17 protein-coding genes are annotated in these 16239 nt (G+C 69.8%); 14 read left to right on the top strand and 3 right to left on the bottom strand.

Features of this window, described 5'->3' with window-relative positions; all coding sequences use genetic code 11:
- The first annotated feature begins 108 nt into the window (after nt 1–108).
- The 6 genes from J0911_RS12525 (at nt 109) to J0911_RS12500 (ending at nt 7423) form a co-directional block, all read left to right on the top strand.
- On the top strand, nt 109–1407 hold the full coding sequence (locus tag J0911_RS12525) for an MFS transporter (RefSeq protein WP_207275802.1): 1299 nt from the start codon (nt 109–111) through the stop codon (nt 1405–1407).
- Between the two features lie 270 nt (nt 1408–1677).
- A complete protein-coding gene (locus tag J0911_RS12520; protein ID WP_207275801.1) occupies nt 1678–3063 on the top strand; it encodes a threonine/serine exporter family protein in 1386 nt (461 codons plus the stop codon).
- A 95-nt stretch (nt 3064–3158) separates the two neighbouring features.
- Nucleotides 3159–3857, top strand: coding sequence for a FadR/GntR family transcriptional regulator (locus J0911_RS12515; RefSeq protein ID WP_207275800.1), 699 nt, complete (start codon nt 3159–3161; stop codon nt 3855–3857).
- 23 nt (nt 3858–3880) lie between these two features.
- Nucleotides 3881–4621, top strand: coding sequence for a creatininase family protein (locus J0911_RS12510; RefSeq protein WP_242636683.1), 741 nt, complete (start codon nt 3881–3883; stop codon nt 4619–4621).
- 106 nt (nt 4622–4727) lie between these two features.
- Nucleotides 4728–5873 (top strand): alpha/beta hydrolase family protein, encoded by a 1146-nt coding sequence (locus J0911_RS12505; protein WP_242636682.1) that lies wholly within the window; start codon nt 4728–4730, stop codon nt 5871–5873.
- The gene (locus J0911_RS12500) at nt 5870–7423 is read left to right on the top strand and encodes an AbgT family transporter (RefSeq protein ID WP_207275798.1); all 1554 of its coding nucleotides are present in this window, start codon (nt 5870–5872) and stop codon (nt 7421–7423) included. The genes J0911_RS12505 and J0911_RS12500 overlap by 4 nt, the downstream gene beginning before the upstream one ends.
- A gap of 157 nt (nt 7424–7580) precedes the next feature.
- Here the strand turns inward: J0911_RS12500 and J0911_RS12495 are convergent, their stop codons facing one another.
- Nucleotides 7581–8051 carry a MarR family winged helix-turn-helix transcriptional regulator gene (locus J0911_RS12495; protein ID WP_207275797.1) on the bottom strand — a complete coding sequence of 157 codons (471 nt, stop codon included), beginning with the start codon at nt 8049–8051 and terminating at the stop codon, nt 7581–7583.
- Nucleotides 8052–8148: 97 nt separating this feature from the next.
- Between J0911_RS12495 and J0911_RS12490 the strand changes: the two genes are divergently transcribed.
- The 3 genes from J0911_RS12490 to J0911_RS12480 all read left to right on the top strand — a co-directional run bounded on the left by J0911_RS12490 (nt 8149) and on the right by J0911_RS12480 (nt 10632).
- Nucleotides 8149–9219 carry an LLM class flavin-dependent oxidoreductase gene (locus J0911_RS12490; protein WP_207275796.1) on the top strand — a complete coding sequence of 357 codons (1071 nt, stop codon included), beginning with the start codon at nt 8149–8151 and terminating at the stop codon, nt 9217–9219.
- Nucleotides 9216–9875: an NADPH-dependent F420 reductase gene (locus J0911_RS12485; RefSeq protein ID WP_207275795.1), complete on the top strand. Its 660-nt coding sequence runs from the start codon at nt 9216–9218 to the stop codon at nt 9873–9875. The genes J0911_RS12490 and J0911_RS12485 overlap by 4 nt, the downstream gene beginning before the upstream one ends.
- A gap of 238 nt (nt 9876–10113) precedes the next feature.
- Entirely contained in the window at nt 10114–10632 is a 519-nt protein-coding gene (locus J0911_RS12480) for a hypothetical protein (RefSeq protein ID WP_207275794.1), read from the top strand.
- 10 nt (nt 10633–10642) lie between these two features.
- On the opposite strand, the gene J0911_RS20825 is transcribed toward J0911_RS12480, so the two are convergent.
- Both J0911_RS20825 and J0911_RS12470 read right to left on the bottom strand, forming a co-directional pair.
- A complete protein-coding gene (locus J0911_RS20825) occupies nt 10643–11269 on the bottom strand; it encodes a helix-turn-helix transcriptional regulator (RefSeq protein ID WP_207275793.1) in 627 nt (208 codons plus the stop codon).
- 298 nt (nt 11270–11567) lie between these two features.
- A complete protein-coding gene (locus tag J0911_RS12470) occupies nt 11568–12191 on the bottom strand; it encodes a helix-turn-helix transcriptional regulator (protein ID WP_207275792.1) in 624 nt (207 codons plus the stop codon).
- 285 nt (nt 12192–12476) lie between these two features.
- On the opposite strand from J0911_RS12470, the gene J0911_RS12465 reads away from it, so the two are divergent.
- The 5 genes from J0911_RS12465 (at nt 12477) to J0911_RS12445 (ending at nt 16234) form a co-directional block, all read left to right on the top strand.
- Nucleotides 12477–12806, top strand: coding sequence for a hypothetical protein (locus tag J0911_RS12465; RefSeq protein WP_207275791.1), 330 nt, complete (start codon nt 12477–12479; stop codon nt 12804–12806).
- Between the two features lie 169 nt (nt 12807–12975).
- Nucleotides 12976–13527 (top strand): MarR family winged helix-turn-helix transcriptional regulator, encoded by a 552-nt coding sequence (locus J0911_RS20395; protein WP_207275790.1) that lies wholly within the window; start codon nt 12976–12978, stop codon nt 13525–13527.
- A 155-nt stretch (nt 13528–13682) separates the two neighbouring features.
- On the top strand, nt 13683–14021 hold the full coding sequence (locus tag J0911_RS12455; protein WP_207275789.1) for a nuclear transport factor 2 family protein: 339 nt from the start codon (nt 13683–13685) through the stop codon (nt 14019–14021).
- A 359-nt stretch (nt 14022–14380) separates the two neighbouring features.
- Nucleotides 14381–15019, top strand: a complete 639-nt coding sequence (eda, locus tag J0911_RS12450) for a bifunctional 4-hydroxy-2-oxoglutarate aldolase/2-dehydro-3-deoxy-phosphogluconate aldolase (protein ID WP_307865063.1) — start codon at nt 14381–14383, stop codon at nt 15017–15019.
- Nucleotides 15020–15127: 108 nt separating this feature from the next.
- Nucleotides 15128–16234 carry a sugar kinase gene (locus J0911_RS12445; protein ID WP_207274452.1) on the top strand — a complete coding sequence of 369 codons (1107 nt, stop codon included), beginning with the start codon at nt 15128–15130 and terminating at the stop codon, nt 16232–16234.
- Nucleotides 16235–16239: the final 5 nt, after the last annotated feature.

Raw genomic sequence — 16239 nt, 5'->3', positions numbered from 1 at the left:
CCACCAACGCCAGCTACACCCTTGTCCGAGCAGGCCCTCCGGCCGGACCGCACCAGACCGTAGATGACGCTCGGCCGAGCCGTCGTTCAAGGGTGGTTGACTTGCGCCGTGAATCGCGCTCGTAACCCGCTGTGGCGGACATTTCTGGAGCTTCGCGGCAATCCTCGTGCCTGCGTGTGGACTGAACCGCTGTGGGGTCTGTCCATGGCGTTGGTGCTGCCGTACGCGTCGGTGTTCATGCTGGCCCTGGGGTTGCGCGACGCGCAGATCGGGTTCCTCGCGACAGTCGCCATGCTGTCTCAGGTCGCTTTCGGGCTGGCCGGCGGGATCATCACCGACAGGTTCGGCAGGCGCGCCACGACGGCATGGTTCGACGTGATCGCCTGGGTGATCCCGTGCCTGGTGTGGGCGTTCGCGCAGAACTTCTGGTTCTTCCTCGTGGCCTCTCTCGTGAACGGCGCCCTGCAGGTCACGCAGAACTCGTGGGACTGCCTCTTGGTCGAGGATGCCGAGCGGAGCAAGATCACCAGGATCTACTCGCTGGTCAAGGTCGCGGCCGACTGCTCCGCCCTGTTCGCGCCGCTGGCCGCCGTGCTGGTCGCCCAGCTCGGGCTCGAGCCTGCGGTTCGCATCCTGTACGTCAACGCCGCAGTCGTCATGATGGTGAAGATCGTCTGGCTCTACGTGTGGTCGCGGGAGACGCGACAGGGGCGTATTCGGATGGACGCCACCCGGGGCCACACCGCATGGCGGCTGGTGGCCGGGTATCGCGGAGCGCTCGGGCTGCTGTTCCGGTCGCGCGGCTCGTCTCTCGCGCTGGCCGTGGCGGCCCTGACCGCCGCTGTCCTGCTCGTCAACGGCACGTTCTGGCAGGTGGTGGTCAGCGAGCGCCTGCACGTGCCGTACGAGTTCCTCCCGTTCTTCCCGATGGTCCGCTCGGTGTTGTCGGTGGTCTTCTTCTTCACGCTCATCCCACTCCTGACCACCGCCGTCGATCTCAAGCGAGCCACGTTGTGGGGGTTCGGCGCCCACCTCGGCGGGCAGATCGTGCTTGTGGCGATCCCCGCTGCCGACGGCACGGCGACGGTATCGACCTACGTGTTCCTCGGCGTCTGCCTCCTGCTGGACAGCTTCGGCGCCGGCATGCTGGCCATGCTCGCGGAAGCGCTCGTCGCGCTGCACGTCGACGAGGGGGAGCGCTCGCGGGTGATGGCTCTGCAGCGCACCTTCATCATGCTCGCCGCGGCGCCGTTCGGATGGATCTCCGGATGGTTGTCCGGGATCGACCGCACCTACCCGTTCGTGCTCACGTCCGTACTGCTCGTCGTCGGCCTCGTGCTGGCCGCGACGCGTTGGGTGCCGACGCGGCAGGACGCGGACCCCGCCCTGGTGGCCGACCCGGCGTAGCGCGGGTCACCGGCGTGATCTCCAGTGGAACACGCGCGAGGCGAGGATGATGGCGACGACTCAGGCGAGGGTCGGTGCCGGCAGGAGCAGCGACTCGGTGAGCGGGACCCCGCCGTCGGCCCCCCCGTCGGCCTAGGTACGGGCGTACTCACTGCCGCACCGTCCTTCGTGGCCGCACACCGCATCGCGCTTGACGGCCTCCATCCCCGACAGCCGGTGTGAGGTGCGCACAGCGTTCGCTCCGGTTGATCCCACCCGCAGAATGGGCGTATGCCCCAGGAACCCCACAGGCGCCTGTTCTCCTCGATACACAGGGTGCTGCGTACCGATCCACCGGAGGCGATCACCGAACCGATCCCGGTCCTCGACGACGCCTGGATGCTCCGGGTGCTGGACCTCGCCATGCGGATCGGGGAGTCGATGTTCGCGGTCGGGGCGTCGGCGCACGAGGTGACGCTGGCGATCATGCGAGTAGCAGGTGCGTACGGGCTCGAGGGTGTCCACGTGGACGTGACGTACAGCTCGATCGCCGTGTCGTACCACCGCGGTGGTGAGGGCTGGCCGCACACGCTGTTCCGCGTCGTGCGGGCGGCGGCACCGGACCATACGAAGCTGCAGCGCCTGCAGGCGCTGATCGTCGACATCACCGACGGCAAAGACCTCGAGGAGGCCCGCACCAGGTTCCGGGCCATCCGTCGCGTGCCGTTCAGGTACAAGCCGCCGGTCGTCGTGATCGCCCGCGCCCTGCTCGCAGTCGGCGTGAGCATCCTCTCGGGAGGCTCCGCGGTGCTCCTGGGGCTCACCTTCGTCGCCGCGCTGGGAGCCGCGGCGACCCAGGCGGGGCTGGCGCGGCTCCGGGTGCCCTCGTTCTTCAGCCAGATCGCCGGGGCGTTCGTGACGACGGCGGTCGCAGTGGCCGTGTCCGCTCTCATCACCGCGGGCTTCGAGCCGTTCACGGGGGTGCGTCCGTCCATCATCGTGGCGTCCGGGATCGTCCTGATGCTCTCCGGCCTCACGGTGGTCGGAGCGGCTCAGGACGCCATCGACGGGTTCGCGCTCACTGCGGCCGGCCGCATCCTCGACCTCACGCTGCAGACCGTGGGCCTGGTCGTCGGAATTCTGATCGGGCTCGAGCTCGGCAGCGTGCTCGGATTCCGGATGACCTTGCCGGACGCGCCGCCGGCATTCGGTGCGCTGCCGAACCAGCTCGCAGGGGCCGTCATCGTCGCGATCGCCGTCGCTCTGTTCAACGGTGCCGGTGCGCGCATCATCGCCGTCAGCGGTGTGCTGGGCGCGATCGCGATACTCGGTCACGCGTTCACGGTGACGCTGGACCTGCACGAGGCCGCCGCGAGCGGCGTCGCGGCGTTGCTGGCCAGCTTCGTCGGGATCCTGGTCGCGCACCGGCTGCACGTCCCGTCCGTCGCCGTCACGACGGCGGCCATCGTGCCGCTCGTACCTGGTGGTGCCGTGTTCTACGGGCTGCTCGGTGTGGTGCAGGCCGATGCGCCAGGTGCCGGGACGAGCTCCCTCGTCCTGGCGGCGACGGTTGCCGTCGGCCTGGCCGCGGGCGCTTCGCTGGGGATCTATCTCGGAACACCCGTCCGAGCCACGCTTGCCGGTGTAGCCCGCTCCCGCGCCCGCGTCCGGCACTGAGCTGCCCAGCAAGGCCCCTGCGCGGCCGGCCCTGCGGCCGCCGCGCAGGGGCCTTGGTCTTGACGCACACATTGATCAAGTGATTTAGTCACTTCATGACTCAGGGTAGAGCGCCGTTCTCGGAGCGGCTCGCGGATGACATCGTCGATCTGATCCGGTCGGCGGGTCTCGGGCCGGGGGATGTGCTGGAGTCCTCTCGTGACCTGGCGAAGCGTTTCTCGGTGACCACGCCTACGGTCCGTGAGGCGTTACGGCGGCTCGAAGCCACGGGAGTCGTCGAACTGCGGCATGGATCGGGTACCTACATCGGTTCGGGGATCGAACGGGCCGTCCTGGCGAACCCGCACCGGCCCCGCATCACGCGCGCGTCGGTGATCGAGCTGGTCCAAGCACGTCTGGTGATCGAGCCCGGGATCGCCGCCCTTGCCGCGCAGGCGCGGGACGCCGCCGGCCTGCAGCGCCTGGAGGCCGCCACGGCCACCGCCCTGCAGCCACCGGTGCACGGCTTCCGCCCGGCGCTGAACTTCCATGTCGAGCTCGCCGCGGCGTCGGGCAACGGCCTGCTGCGCGAGACCGTCGAAGCGCTGCTGCACGTACGCGCCACCGAGCAGACCGAGATCCGGTTCCGCTACGACGACCGCGCGCGTGACCATGCCGAGCATCTTGAGATCTTGGACGCCGTGCGTGCGGGCGACACGACCGCGGCCGAGCGGCTGACCCGCGCCCACCTGACCACGATCCGTGAGTCGGTCGAGGCGGCCGACTTCGGCGACGACCCGGGGCAGACCTCGTGACCGGGCCGGACCGTCTCGCGGAGATGACCACGGTCGAGGCCGCCGGCGCCGCCGCACGGGGCACGGTCGTGCTCATCCCTGCCGGCGCGCTGGAGCAGCACGGCCCCGCCATGGCGCTGGGTACCGACCTCGTGCGGGCCGAGGCCGTGGTGGCCGAGGTCGCCACGAACCTTCCGGGCCGGGTCGTGGTCGGGCCGTCGATTCCCGTGGGCGTGTCGCCGCACCACCTGCGGTTCCCCGGCACGGTGACCCTGACCACCGGTACGTTCGCCGCCCTCGTGCGGGAGTACGTGACGAGCCTGCACCGGCACGGGTGGACACGGTTCCTGGTCGTGACCGGGCACGGCGGTAACAACGCCGCCCTCACGACCGTGGCGCAGGACCTGCTGGTCTCCCACCCCGACGTCCAGTTCGCCTGGTCACCCCTGACGGCGCTGGCCGGGGACGCCGTCGCCGCCCTGCGCCCCAGCGCCGTCCACGGCCACTCCGGGGAGGCGGAAACCGCGCAGATGCTCTACCTCGCACCCCACCTGGTCCACACCGACCGTCTCGAGCCCGGCACCACCACTCCCGACCAGCTCGACGACGTCTCCCGAGTCGCGCGTCACCACGCGCAACCCACCCTCACCCTTCCCTACGACCGCCTCAGCCCCAACGGGGTGCTCGGAGACCCCCGCCGTGCCACCGCCGACGACGGGGCCGCGATCGTGAAGGCCGTCGTCGGCCGGATCACCGCCTTCCTCGAGGACTGGCCGGCTTCCTAGTACCGGCACCCCACCACCACTTCCACAATCCTCCACGCACCTGGCCCGCCAGGTGTCCGTCTCGTCATGCCCGCGTCCGCGAACGGACGTCGAGAAAGGAACTCGCATGTCAACGACGACAGCATCACTTCACCGACCCGGCGCGGGAGGGGCCGTTCCCCGCCGCGCCGCGTTCCTGACCGCACTGGCAGTCGCGGTCTGCGGCCTGGCCGGCCCGATCGGTGGCACGTCGGCGATCGCCGCTCCGGCCGAGTCCGGTGGCGCCGTGTCGGGACCGTCGGACGTCACGACCTCGCCGGTCGGCACCAGCCGGGCCGTGTCCGGCGGCGGGGCTGGCTCGGCCGGCTGCGGCAGCGATCCGGACCAGGAGCCGGGCACCAGCGTGCTGCACCCGCTCACCAGCGACGGTCGCGAACGCACCGTCCAGCTGCACCTGCCGGACGACTACCGCCCCGACCGCGCCTGGCCCGTCGTCCTCGTCTACCACGGCCGCGGCAACACGGGAGCGGGCACGGAGGCGTTCTCGGGGCTGGACACGCTGCCCGCGATCGTGGCCTACGGCAACGGCGTCGTCGGCACCGGCGACGGGGAGCGGCAGGCATGGGAGGGCGCGCCCTACTCCGCGCCCGGGGTCGACGACGTCGCCTACACGAACGACCTGCTCGACAAGCTCGAGTCGGAGCTGTGCGTGGACACGCGCCGCGTGTACGCGACGGGCAAGTCGAACGGCGCGGGGTTCACCGCGATCCTGGCCTGCGAGCTCTCGGGCCGCATCGCCGCGATCGCGCCGGTGGCCGCCGCGCTGTACGGCACCGGGCACCCCGGCTGCCTCCCGCGGCGCCCGGTGCCGGTGATCGAGTTCCACGGGACGAACGACGTCACCATCCCGTACGTCGGCGACGTCGACCGCGGCCTGCCGGCGGTCCCGCACTGGGTCGGCGGCTGGGTCGAGCGCAACGAGTGCGCCACCGGTCCCGCCGTCGAGGCGACCGCCGCCGACGTGACGACCTATCGCTGGACCGACTGCCGCCGCGGCGCCGAGGTCACGCACGTGGCGGTGCTCGGCGGTGGGCACACCTGGCCCGGCGAGGACAGCTACTCCGGCGGCGGGTACGCCACGCACAGCATCGAGGCCCACGAGGTGATGTGGGACTTCCTGCGCGACGAGCGGCTGCCGGTGCGGTTCCTCACCGGAGATGGTGCGCACGGGTACAGCACGCACGAGGTCCGGGAGCAGGGGGAGGACGCATGACCACCACGTCGAAGCAGGCCGGCCCCGAGGCCGCGCCGGACCGCCTGCCTCGCGTCCTGCGCGCGCTGGCCGTCGTCGAGCGGCTCGGCAACGCTCTGCCGCACCCGTTCTGGCTGTTCTGGATCCTCGCGGGACTCCTGGCCGTGGCCAGCGCCGCGCTCTCGGCCGCGGGAGTGTCCGTCGTGTCCCCGGCCGACGGCGAGACGGTGGTGGTGCAGAACCTGCTCAGCGGTGACGGGCTCGCCATGGCGGTCTCGACGGCCGTCGACAACTTCGCCACGTTCGGCCCCATGGGCACCATCGTCGCCGTCATCATGGGCGTCGCGATCGCCGAACGCACCGGCTTCCTCGCCGCGCTGATGAAGGTCTCGGTGTCGCGGGTGCCCGTGTCGTGGGTCGTGTTCGCCGTCGCTTTCGCGGGCACCGTCTCGCACGTCGCGAGCGCCGCCGCCTACATCATCCTCGTGCCCCTGGGTGGTCTCGCCTTCCGGGCGGTCGGTCGATCGCCGATCCTCGGCGTCGTCGTGGCCTACACCTCGATCGCCTCCGGCTACGACGCCAGCCCCGTACCGACGCCGAACGACGCGATCTTCGCGGGCATCACCACCGAGGCGGCACGGATCATCGACCCGGCGGCCTACGTCTCCCCGGTCAGCAACTGGTTCTTCAACATCGCCTCCTCGCTGCTGCTGGCGACCGTGATCACCCTGGTGACGCGGCTGGTGCTGGCCAGGCGTCCCGATCTGGACGCCGACCCCGACGCCGACCTGGACGACGTCGCCGGGCTGGAACTGTCCCCGCGCGACCGGTCCGCGCTGCGCGTCGCGCTCCTCGCGGGTCTGGCGACCATGGCTGCGATCGCCGCCGCGGTGCTGCCGCCGTCGTCCCCGCTGCGCGGTGCGGACGGCAGTCTCACCGAGTCGCCGTTCCTGGACGGGATCGCGGCCGTGGTCGCCGTCCTGTTCGCGGTGGTGGGCATCGTGTACGGGTGGCGGTCCGGCGCCGTCTCGAAGGCCTCCGACGTGCCGCGGCTCATGGCCGAGGGCGTGCGCCAGATGGCGCCCGTGCTGGTCCTCTTCTTCGCGATCGCCCAGTTCCTGCAGTACTTCGACTGGACCCACATCGGCGACGTCGTCGCTGTGAACTCCGCGGAGGCGCTGCGCACCAGCGGCGTGCCGATCTGGGTGGTCTTCCTCGCGATCCTCGCTCTGCTGTCCGTGGTGAACGTCCTGGTCACCAGCGGTTCGGCGATGTGGGCCATCGCCGCCCCCGTCGTCGTACCGATGCTGATGCTGCTCGAGGTGCCCGCGGAGACCACGCAGGCCCTGTTCCGCATCGCCGACTCCGGGTCCACCTCCATCACGCCGATGAGCCCCTACTTCATCATGGCGCTCGGCTTCCTCCAGCGATACCGCAAGGACGCCGGGATCGGCACCCTCGCCTCGTACACCCTGCCGCTGGCCGTGTGCATGACACTCGCGTGGACCCTGCTGTTCTTCGCCTGGTGGGGGCTCGGCATCCCCCTCGGCCCCGGAGCACCCGTGCGGTAGACCGACAGACCGCGACGGGCGGGTCGGAGAGAGCTTCTGACCCGCCCGTGCGCCCGCCGCAGCGCGTCGAAGGGCGTGGCGACGTGGTACCGCGGACCGGTCTGCTCCCGCCTGTACCCAGGCGAAGGTGAGAGGCGCCTCACGGCATCGATGCGCGCTACGGCTCGAGGTGCAGGTGTCGGCGTAGCGCCGTGGTGAACTCGTCGACCCGGGCAAGCTGTTCCGCGGTGAGCGCCTCGACGAAGAGTTCGTGCACGTCCCGCAGATGCGGCACCGAGCCGCGCCGGAACGACTCCGCACCGAGCGCGGTCATCCGCACGTCGATGCCGTGGACGTCGTCGGGGCACGGGGCGCGGTGCACGAGCCCGCGCTTCTCCATCCGCCTCAGGTGGTGCGACAGGCGGCTGCGTTGCCAGCCGATGAGTTCGGCCAGCTCGGAGGAGCGCAGCGTGCTCCGGTCGGCCTCGCTCAGCGCGAGCAGTACTCGGTAGTCGGCGGAGGACAAGGACGACTCGCTCTGGAGGCGTCCCTCCAGGACGGCCCGCAGTGTTTCGGTGGTCTCGATGTAGTTGCGCCAGATGCGTAGTTCCTCGCGCGTGGGTATCGCGCGGCGCGCCGTCTCCGTCATGGCACCTCCCGGGAATTGACACGTCAACTCTGCACGTTACAGGATTGACACGTCAATCCTTATCCCGGCGTGGCCCCGTCCCACGAGGAGTGAACCCATGACCGACAACACTGCGGTCCAGTTCGGCATCGACAGTTTCGGCGACCTTCCCCGCGGTGACCGGGGTGAGATCGTCTCCCACGCGCAGGCGATCCGCGCCGTCGTGGAGGAGGCGGTGCTTGCCGACCAGACCGGTGTGGACGTCGTCGCGCTCGGTGAGCACCACCGCCCCGAGTACTCGATCTCCACCCCCGAGACCGTGCTGGCGGGCATCGCCACGAGGACCGAGCGCATCCGTCTCGCCTCGGGCGTGACGGTCCTGTCCTCGGACGACCCGGTGCGCGTCTTCCAGCGCTTCGCCACGGTCGACGCGCTCTCGGACGGGCGCGCCGAGGTGATCCTGGGCCGCGGGTCGTTCACCGAGTCCTTTCCCCTGTTCGGGTACGACCTGTCGGACTACGACGTGCTCTTCGAGGAGAAGATCGACCTGTTCCACAAGCTGCTGGACGAAGGTCCGGTCACGTGGGAGGGCACCACGCGCGCTGCGCTCAGGGACGCCGAGGTGTTCCCCAGGACGGAGTCCGGCCGGCTGACGACCTGGGTCGGAGTCGGCGGGACGCCCGAGTCCGTGATCCGCACCGCGCGGTACGGGTTCCGGCTCATGCTCGCGATCATCGGCGGTGCGCCCGACCGGTTCGCTCCCTACGTCGACCTGTACCGCCGGGCCGCGGAACAGTTCGGGACCACCGCCTACCCGGCAGGGATGCACTCCCCGGGTTTCGTCGCGCGGACGGACGACGAGGCCAGACGGCTGTTCTGGCCCGGCTACAGGGAAATACGCGACCGTATCGGAGCCCTGCGCGGCTGGCCGCCCGTGCGGCGTGAGGAGTTCGAGGCCGACGTCGAGTACGGCTCGCTCTACGTCGGCTCCCCCGAGACCGTCGCGCGCAAGATGGCTCGCGCCATCCGCGCACTCGACGTCGGACGCTTCGACCTGATCTACTCGGCTGCCGGCGCCGTGTCCGCGAGCGCTCGCCTCCGTGCCGTCGAGTTGTACGGCACCGAGGTGATCCCGATGGTCCGCGAGCTCCTCGCGGAGAAGGCCGGCACTCCCGAGGCGGTCCGATGACCGCGCGCACGGCCGCACGCACCATCGGCATCCTCGGGGCGGGCAAGGTCGGCACCGTCCTGGCCCGCCTCGCCGTCGCCGCCGGGTACCGGGTGCTCGTCGCGGGGTCCGGCGACCCGGCGAAGATCGCCCTGACCATCGAGGTCCTGACGCCCGGCGCCACCGCCGTCCGGGCCGTGGAGGCCGCACGGGAGGCCGACGTCGTGATCCTCGCCCTCCCGCTCGGTAGGTACCGCGCGCTTCCCGCCGACGAACTGCGCCACAAGCTCGTCGTCGACGCCATGAATCACTGGTGGGAGGTGGACGGGCCGCGCGAGCGGATCCTCGATCCAGGCGTCTCCTCCAGTGAGTTCGTGCAGGGATTCCTCGACGGGGCGCGTGTCGTCAAGGCCTTCAACCACATGGGCTACCACGACCTGGAGGACGAGGCCCGCCCCGCCGGGGCACCGGGTCGCAAGGCGATCGCGATCGCCGGTGACGACGACGCGGATGTCGCCGAGGTCGCGACGCTCGTCGACGACCTCGGCTTCGACCCCGTGCCCGTCGGAGCTCTCGCCAACGGTGCCCGGCTCGAGCCCGGCACCCCCGCCTTCGGCGCCAATGTCCAGGCCGCCGAGCTTCAGGCTCTGACCCGAGCAGACGTGCTGGACCCGTAGCAGACCTGAACTGACGGCAGACACGAACCGACAAGGCGAGGCGCTCCCGGTCCCGGGCCGGGGACTCTTCCGCGAGGAGTGGAGTGGTTGAAGCCGGAGGGTAAACGTTCTGCGAAGAGTATCGTGGTGGTATGTCCGATCTGTGCATCGTGGTGGCTGCCGGTCCGGCGCGTTCGGCGCAGGCGATCGGCAGATCGGTCCGAAGCACCGTCATGCTCGATGGAGAGGACGTGTACCAATGAGGATCAAGTCATCGACGAGGCCGGCCGCGGGGCTGGCGGCTCTGGCGCTGACATCGGCCGCGGTCGTGGCGGTCGGGGGAGCGGCGCAGGCCGCGCCGGCGGCGCACCGCGTGGCATCGCAGACCGCGAACCCTGTCGAAGTCACGATCGAGTGGGGCGATGCGCGGGCGTTCGCGGGAGGAATCTCCGGCGTGCCCGGTAGCGGAACCGACTGGTTCATGCCGATCACCGCGAACGTCTACCCGGCGAGCGCCGAGGGGACCGTGCGTTTCGTGGCCACCGCCACGGCCGACGGGGAGGTCTCCGACCTCGGTGCGCAGCCGGTGACCGACGGGCGGTCCGTCGCTCCCACCTGGGCGCTCCCCGGCGGCCCGGTCGTGGACGGCACGCCCCGTGCCCGGACGTACACCATCACCGCGGAGTTCGTCCCTGACGACCCGGCCACGCACCAGGGCGCGGTGCCCACCCGCGACTCCTTCCTGCTGTTCCAGCTCGCCACCGATCCGAGGTCTTGACCCGGCACACCTAGTAGGCGCCGATTCGGGCGCCGTAAGCCACTGCCTCGATCCGGTTCCGCAGGCCGAGCCGCTTGACGACGGCGTGGATGACGGCCTTGACCGTGCTTTCGGAATAACGGAGGCGAGCAGCTATCTCGCCGACGTCATCGCCCTCGGCGAGCATGCGCAGTACCTCGATCTCGCGGGGCTCCAGGCCTGACCGCCGGGCGATGACGTCGGTGTCGCGTCGCTGCTCCCGGATCTCGTCGGTCAGGGCTCGCGTCAGCGCCCCGGACAGTCGAGATCCGCCTCGGGCCGCCTCCACCAGCGCTTCCGTGACCTCCACCAGGCTCGTCGAGGAGTAGTTGAGAAAACTCACCACGCCGTGTCCGACGGCTTCCAGGAGGCAGTGATCACTGATGTGCGGAGCGACAAGGACTTTGGGGATCTCGCAGATTCCTGTGACGCCTGAGGAACGGCGAAGGAGCCTCATCGGGTCGTCCTTGGACCGAGCTGTGAGGTAGAGCAGGACACTGGCGTCCTGAGCCTTCTCCTGGGGCAGGAGCGTGGTTGCCGGGTGAGCTCGCAGCCATGCGCCGGCCAGGTCCGCCGAGATACGGTCAGCGGCGAACACGGACACTGCGGTGTCTGACACGGGGTGGGGCGCCAGACGTGAGTCGTGCACGTTCTCGTCGGTGGCCGACCGCTCACGCCCGCCAGACGCCTCAGTCTTGTCAGAGGGTGCCGGTGAACCTGTCGTCGAACCGGGGGCAGGCGGTGCGGGTGGGCGTGACCGGGTTGGTGCGAGAACCACGAACGTCGGAAACGTCATGGATCAAGCGTAGGACGGGCCGTTCTGGTCAAAGCGGTTCCGCAGGCCGTAGGCGCACGTTGCGTGGACGCGACGACTGCACTGACGGACAGCGCCGTCCGCCCCGGGGGGGGGGGAGAGATCAGAGTGCACCGATGCGGACACCGTATGCGACGGCCTGTGTCCTGTTCCTGAACCCGAATCGGTGTACCACGCCATGGACGATGTTCTTGATCGTGCGTTCCGAGTAGTTGAGCCGGGCACTGATCTCAGCGATCCTGCTCCCCTGCGCGAGCAGGCGAAGGACCTCGATCTCGCGGGGGGAGAACCCGGTCGCGAGGTGGTCGTCGCCGGCCGGGGGACGCGCTTGGCCACCTCGTGGGTTCGGCCGGCTCTTCGCTTCCCGAGCTTCGGCGTCGGCTTCCGCGGCGATCAGGGCTTCTGCCACCTCCGACATGGTGGTCATGCCGTGGTCGAGGAAACGTGCCATGCCCCGCGCGGTCGCCCGTGACACCTGACGTGGGGTGAGCGGCCCGTCGGTGACGAGTACGGACGGGAGCGTGAGAGCCCCTGCGGGCGCGTTCATCGCCGCGAGCGCCCGCTCGGCCGCCTGTGGCGCCAGGAACAGCAGCACCTGTGCGTCGGACCGCTCGCGGAACGGCAGGCAGACGAACCGCGGGTGCTCGTCGAACCACATCTCCGCGCCCTCGTCGGAAACCCTGCCGGAGGTCCACAGGGCAACCGCGACCTTCCCGAACGTCGTCATGACAGGGCATGCCTCCCAGCCTCGCAGAGAGTGAGGTACGAACTGCCGAAGCGTAACCGGCGGGGCTCATCGGATTCGGTCCGCCGTGATCGGCCCTCGGTGCCGGTGGCGGGCCGCCTTTCAGAGCCCGTGATGCCGTGAGTCGCCGTGGGATGCGCATCTTCGGACGGAGTCGCTCACCAGAAGGGCAACAATGGACATATCGGATGACGGTTCGCGTGGCAGGTGATGAGGTGAAGTGACCGCCACGTGCGCGGTCGTGTTCCGTCTTCAGAGGAGAGCATCATGATCCGAACCAAGAAGCGTCTTGCCGCAGCGGCCCTCGTGTTCGGCGGGCTGCTCGCCGTCTCGGCACCGCCGGCGTCGGCGACCCCGTTCACCGAGGGCATCAACTTCTTCTCCGGCGACCTGACGGGCGAGTCCGTGACCTACCCCGGCACGGTCGAGGGCTGCGTCGTCCTGCCGTTCGTGGCCCACTCCGAGCTCAACTACACCGACACCGGCATCCGCGTCTACGAGAGCACGGACTGCACGGGCCACGCCAAGACGTTCCCCGGCCGCGATCTGCACAGTTTCCTGCGGTTCGACGCGCGCAGCTTCGAGCCGGTGCGCTGACCCGCACGGAGTGACCCCACCGCCCGAGCTCTCGGAACGTGACTCTGCGAGAGGCTGCCGAGAGCGGCCACGCCGACGTCCGGCGGCTCGGGCGGTGCCGGCACAGCCGGCTGTGCCAGGGAACCGTGTGTTCCGGTCGTCGCTGGTTGCCGCCGCGTAAGATGTGGGCGTGGTCGAATCGGGAGGCGCGTCGTCACGCAGGCTGCGAGTGGCGCACGACTTCCCCTATCGCTCTGAGCTGCTCGCGAGCTTGAGCGCACTGATCCTGCTGTGGGAGTCGCCCGGGCTGCAGAGCGAGATCCTGACGTCCAGTGGTGAGCCGATCGACCAGCCTGCCCACCAGGCGCTCCGTCACCTGGCCGCGGGGCAGCCCATGCGCCCGAGCGATCTGGCCCAGGCCATGGGGACGGGGGCCTCGAACGTGAGCAAGATCGTGAAGCGCCTCGAGGCCGAGGGCTTGGTCGCCCGCGATCGAGACCCCGGTGACACCCGCTCGACCCTGATCACCTTGACCCCGCAGGGCGACTCGGCCGCGCGCCACATCTACGACCTGGGTGACGAGATGATCGCTCAGGTGCTGGCCACCTGGTCCCCCCGGGACGTCAGCCGGTTCACGGAGCTCGCCAAGCGCTTTTCGGCCGACGCGATCGCCGCTGCCGAGGAGATGCGTCGCAAGGGCCTCAAGAGGCCGTCGGGCGAGCGTCCGACGTTCGCGGACTGAGGGCTCGTGGCGTAGGGCTCCCTCCCGCGCCGCATGCCGTTCGAAGTTCTCTCACCCAGGCCGGTGCCGCGGCCGACCGCACCGGGAATATTCTGTCCTGCAAGACAGGTTATGTTGTCGCCAACGACAGTAAAGTCACTCGAAGGGCGATTCTCATGACCGTGCATGTCACCACCTCACTCGTCAACTCCTTCGTCGATTCCGTGAACCGGCGGGACGTGGAGGGCGTGGTCGCGCTGTTCGACGACCGGTCGGTCGTCGTCGACGACGCGACCGAGCATCGTGGCCGGGACCAGATCCGCCGCTGGATCGACGACCAGATGGTCACCCCGAGGATCACGATCGCCGTCACGGACTTCGAAAGCTCTGGGTCCGCCGCGCGGATGACGGCCGACTCGGACGGCGACTTCCCCGGTGCGCCGCTGCCCTTCCGCTACCGCTTCACCCTGGGCGACGAGACCATCCACCGACTCGAGGTGGAACTGGCCCGGTGACCGGTCCCCCCTGCCCTCGGGGGGACGACGTGCGGATTCTCCGCATGGCCCGGCAGGTCTCCCGGGTGATCCCGGACGTTACTGACATTTGAGTAACCACGCATACCGGAGCGGTGGGGCGTTCGTCGTGCGCGCGGGCCTCTCGGAAATCCCGGTGAGGTGATGGACGCCGCGGCATGACGCGCGGTACCGTCGTTCACGGTAATGAATCTGGGTCGCATTCGTGAACACGATGCGTGGCGGAGCGACTCGACGACGAAGTGGGGAGTGGCGTGATGTCGGTGGAGTCATCGTCTGTGGCGGGGCCTGGAGGGTCGGCCGGGTCGAGCACGTCTCGGGGGCCGGTGGAACCTGCCTCGGTGGAGCGTGTTCTGGGGCGTCTCGGGCGCGCGGGGGTGGTTCCTGTTGTTGTTGTCGATGATGTCGGGCAGGGGCTTGGTGTGGCGGGGGCGTTGGATGAGGGTGGTTTGCCGGTGGCTGAGGTTACTTTTCGTAGGGCTGGTGCGGGGGCTGTCATCGAGGCGATCGTTGACCGGCATCCGGGCATGTTGGTGGGTGCTGGGACGGTGGTGGATGCGCGTCAGGTGGACGAGGCGGTGGCGGCTGGTGCTTCGTTCGTGGTGTCGCCGGGGTTGAGTGTGTCGGTGGTCCGTGCGGCGCAGGAGGCGGGTGTGCCGGTTGTGCCGGGTGTGGCCACGGCGTCGGAGGTGATGGCCGCGCTGGAGCTTGGTATCTCGACCGTCAAGTTGTTCCCGGCCGGTGTCGTGGGTGGGCCTGCCGTGATCAAGGCGCTGTCGGGGCCGTTCGGGCAGGTGCGGTTCGTGCCGACCGGTGGGGTGGGTGCCGGGAACCTGCCGGACTACCTCGGTCTGCCGTCGGTGCTGGCGGTGGGTGGGTCGTGGATGGTGGACAGGGGCTTGGTGGTGGCGGGTGATTTCGCGGAGATCACTCGTCGTACGGCGCGGGCTGTGTCGATCGTGGCGGGGTCGCGTGCCTGAGGTGTCGTGCCTGTGTCCTGTTGCTCCTGGCGTGCCTGTGCCTGGCGTGTCTGGTGTGTCTGGCGGTGTCCGGTGGCCTTGGTGGCCTTGTTCTCGTGAAGGAGTTCGATGATGAATGCTTCGTTGTCTGTCCGTCCCGCGGCCGAGTGCCGGTATGACGTTGTCGCGCTCGGGGAGGTCATGCTTCGTCTGGATCCGGGTGAGCGGCGTGTGCGTAACGCGCGCCGGTTCGATGTGTGGGAGGGGGGTGGTGAGTACAACGTGGCTCGGGGGTTGCGGCGGTGTTTCGGGTTGCGGGGCGCGATCGTGACGGCGTTGGCGGACAACGATGTGGGCCGGCTGGTGGAGGATCTGATGCTGGGGGGCGGGTTGGACACGTCGTGGGTGCGGTGGCGGGAGTTCGACGGGATCGGGCGGCGGGTGCGTAACGGGTTGAACTTCACCGAGCGGGGGTTCGGGGTGCGTGGGGCGTTGGGGGTGAGTGACCGGGGGCATACCGCGGTCTCGCAGATGCGGCCGGAGGATGTGGACTGGGAGGCGTTGTTCTCCTCGGGGGTGCGGTGGCTGCACACGGGTGGGATCTTCGCGGCGTTGTCGGAGTCGGCCGCGGATGTGGCCGAGGCGGCGATGGCGGCCGCCCGCCGCCACGGCACGGTCGTGTCCTATGACCTGAACTATCGGCCTTCGTTGTGGAAGGGGATCGGTGGGGTGGCCCGGGCGCGGGAGGTCAACCGCAGGCTGGCGCGGCATGTGGATGTGATGATCGGGAACGAGGAGGACTTCACGGCCTGTCTCGGGTTCGAGGTGGAGGGCGTGTCGCAGGATCTGACGGATCTGGACACGGGCGCGTTCCGGGCCATGATCGAGCGGGCCTCGGGCGAGTACGACAACTTCCAGGTCGTGGCGACCACGTTGCGGGGGGTGCGGACCGCGACGGTGAACGACTGGGGTGCGATCGCGTGGTCGCGTCTCGAGGGGTTCGCCGAGGCGACCCACCGGCCGGGTCTGGAGATCTTCGACCGGGTGGGTGGGGGTGACTCGTTCGCCTCGGGGCTGGCGTACGGGCTGATGGAACTGGACACCCTGGAACAGGCCGTCCAGTACGGCGCCGCGCACGGCGCCCTGGCCATGACCACTCCCGGAGACACCACCACCGCCACCCTGCCCGAAGTCACCAAACTCGCCCGCGGCGGCAGCGCCCGCGTCGACCGCTGACGCCG

The organism is Myceligenerans salitolerans, assembly GCF_017349295.1.
GTDB lineage: Bacteria > Actinomycetota > Actinomycetes > Actinomycetales > Cellulomonadaceae > Myceligenerans > Myceligenerans salitolerans.
Note: the sequence above shows the minus strand (reverse complement) of the source record. Positions and strands in the feature narration are given on the sequence as shown.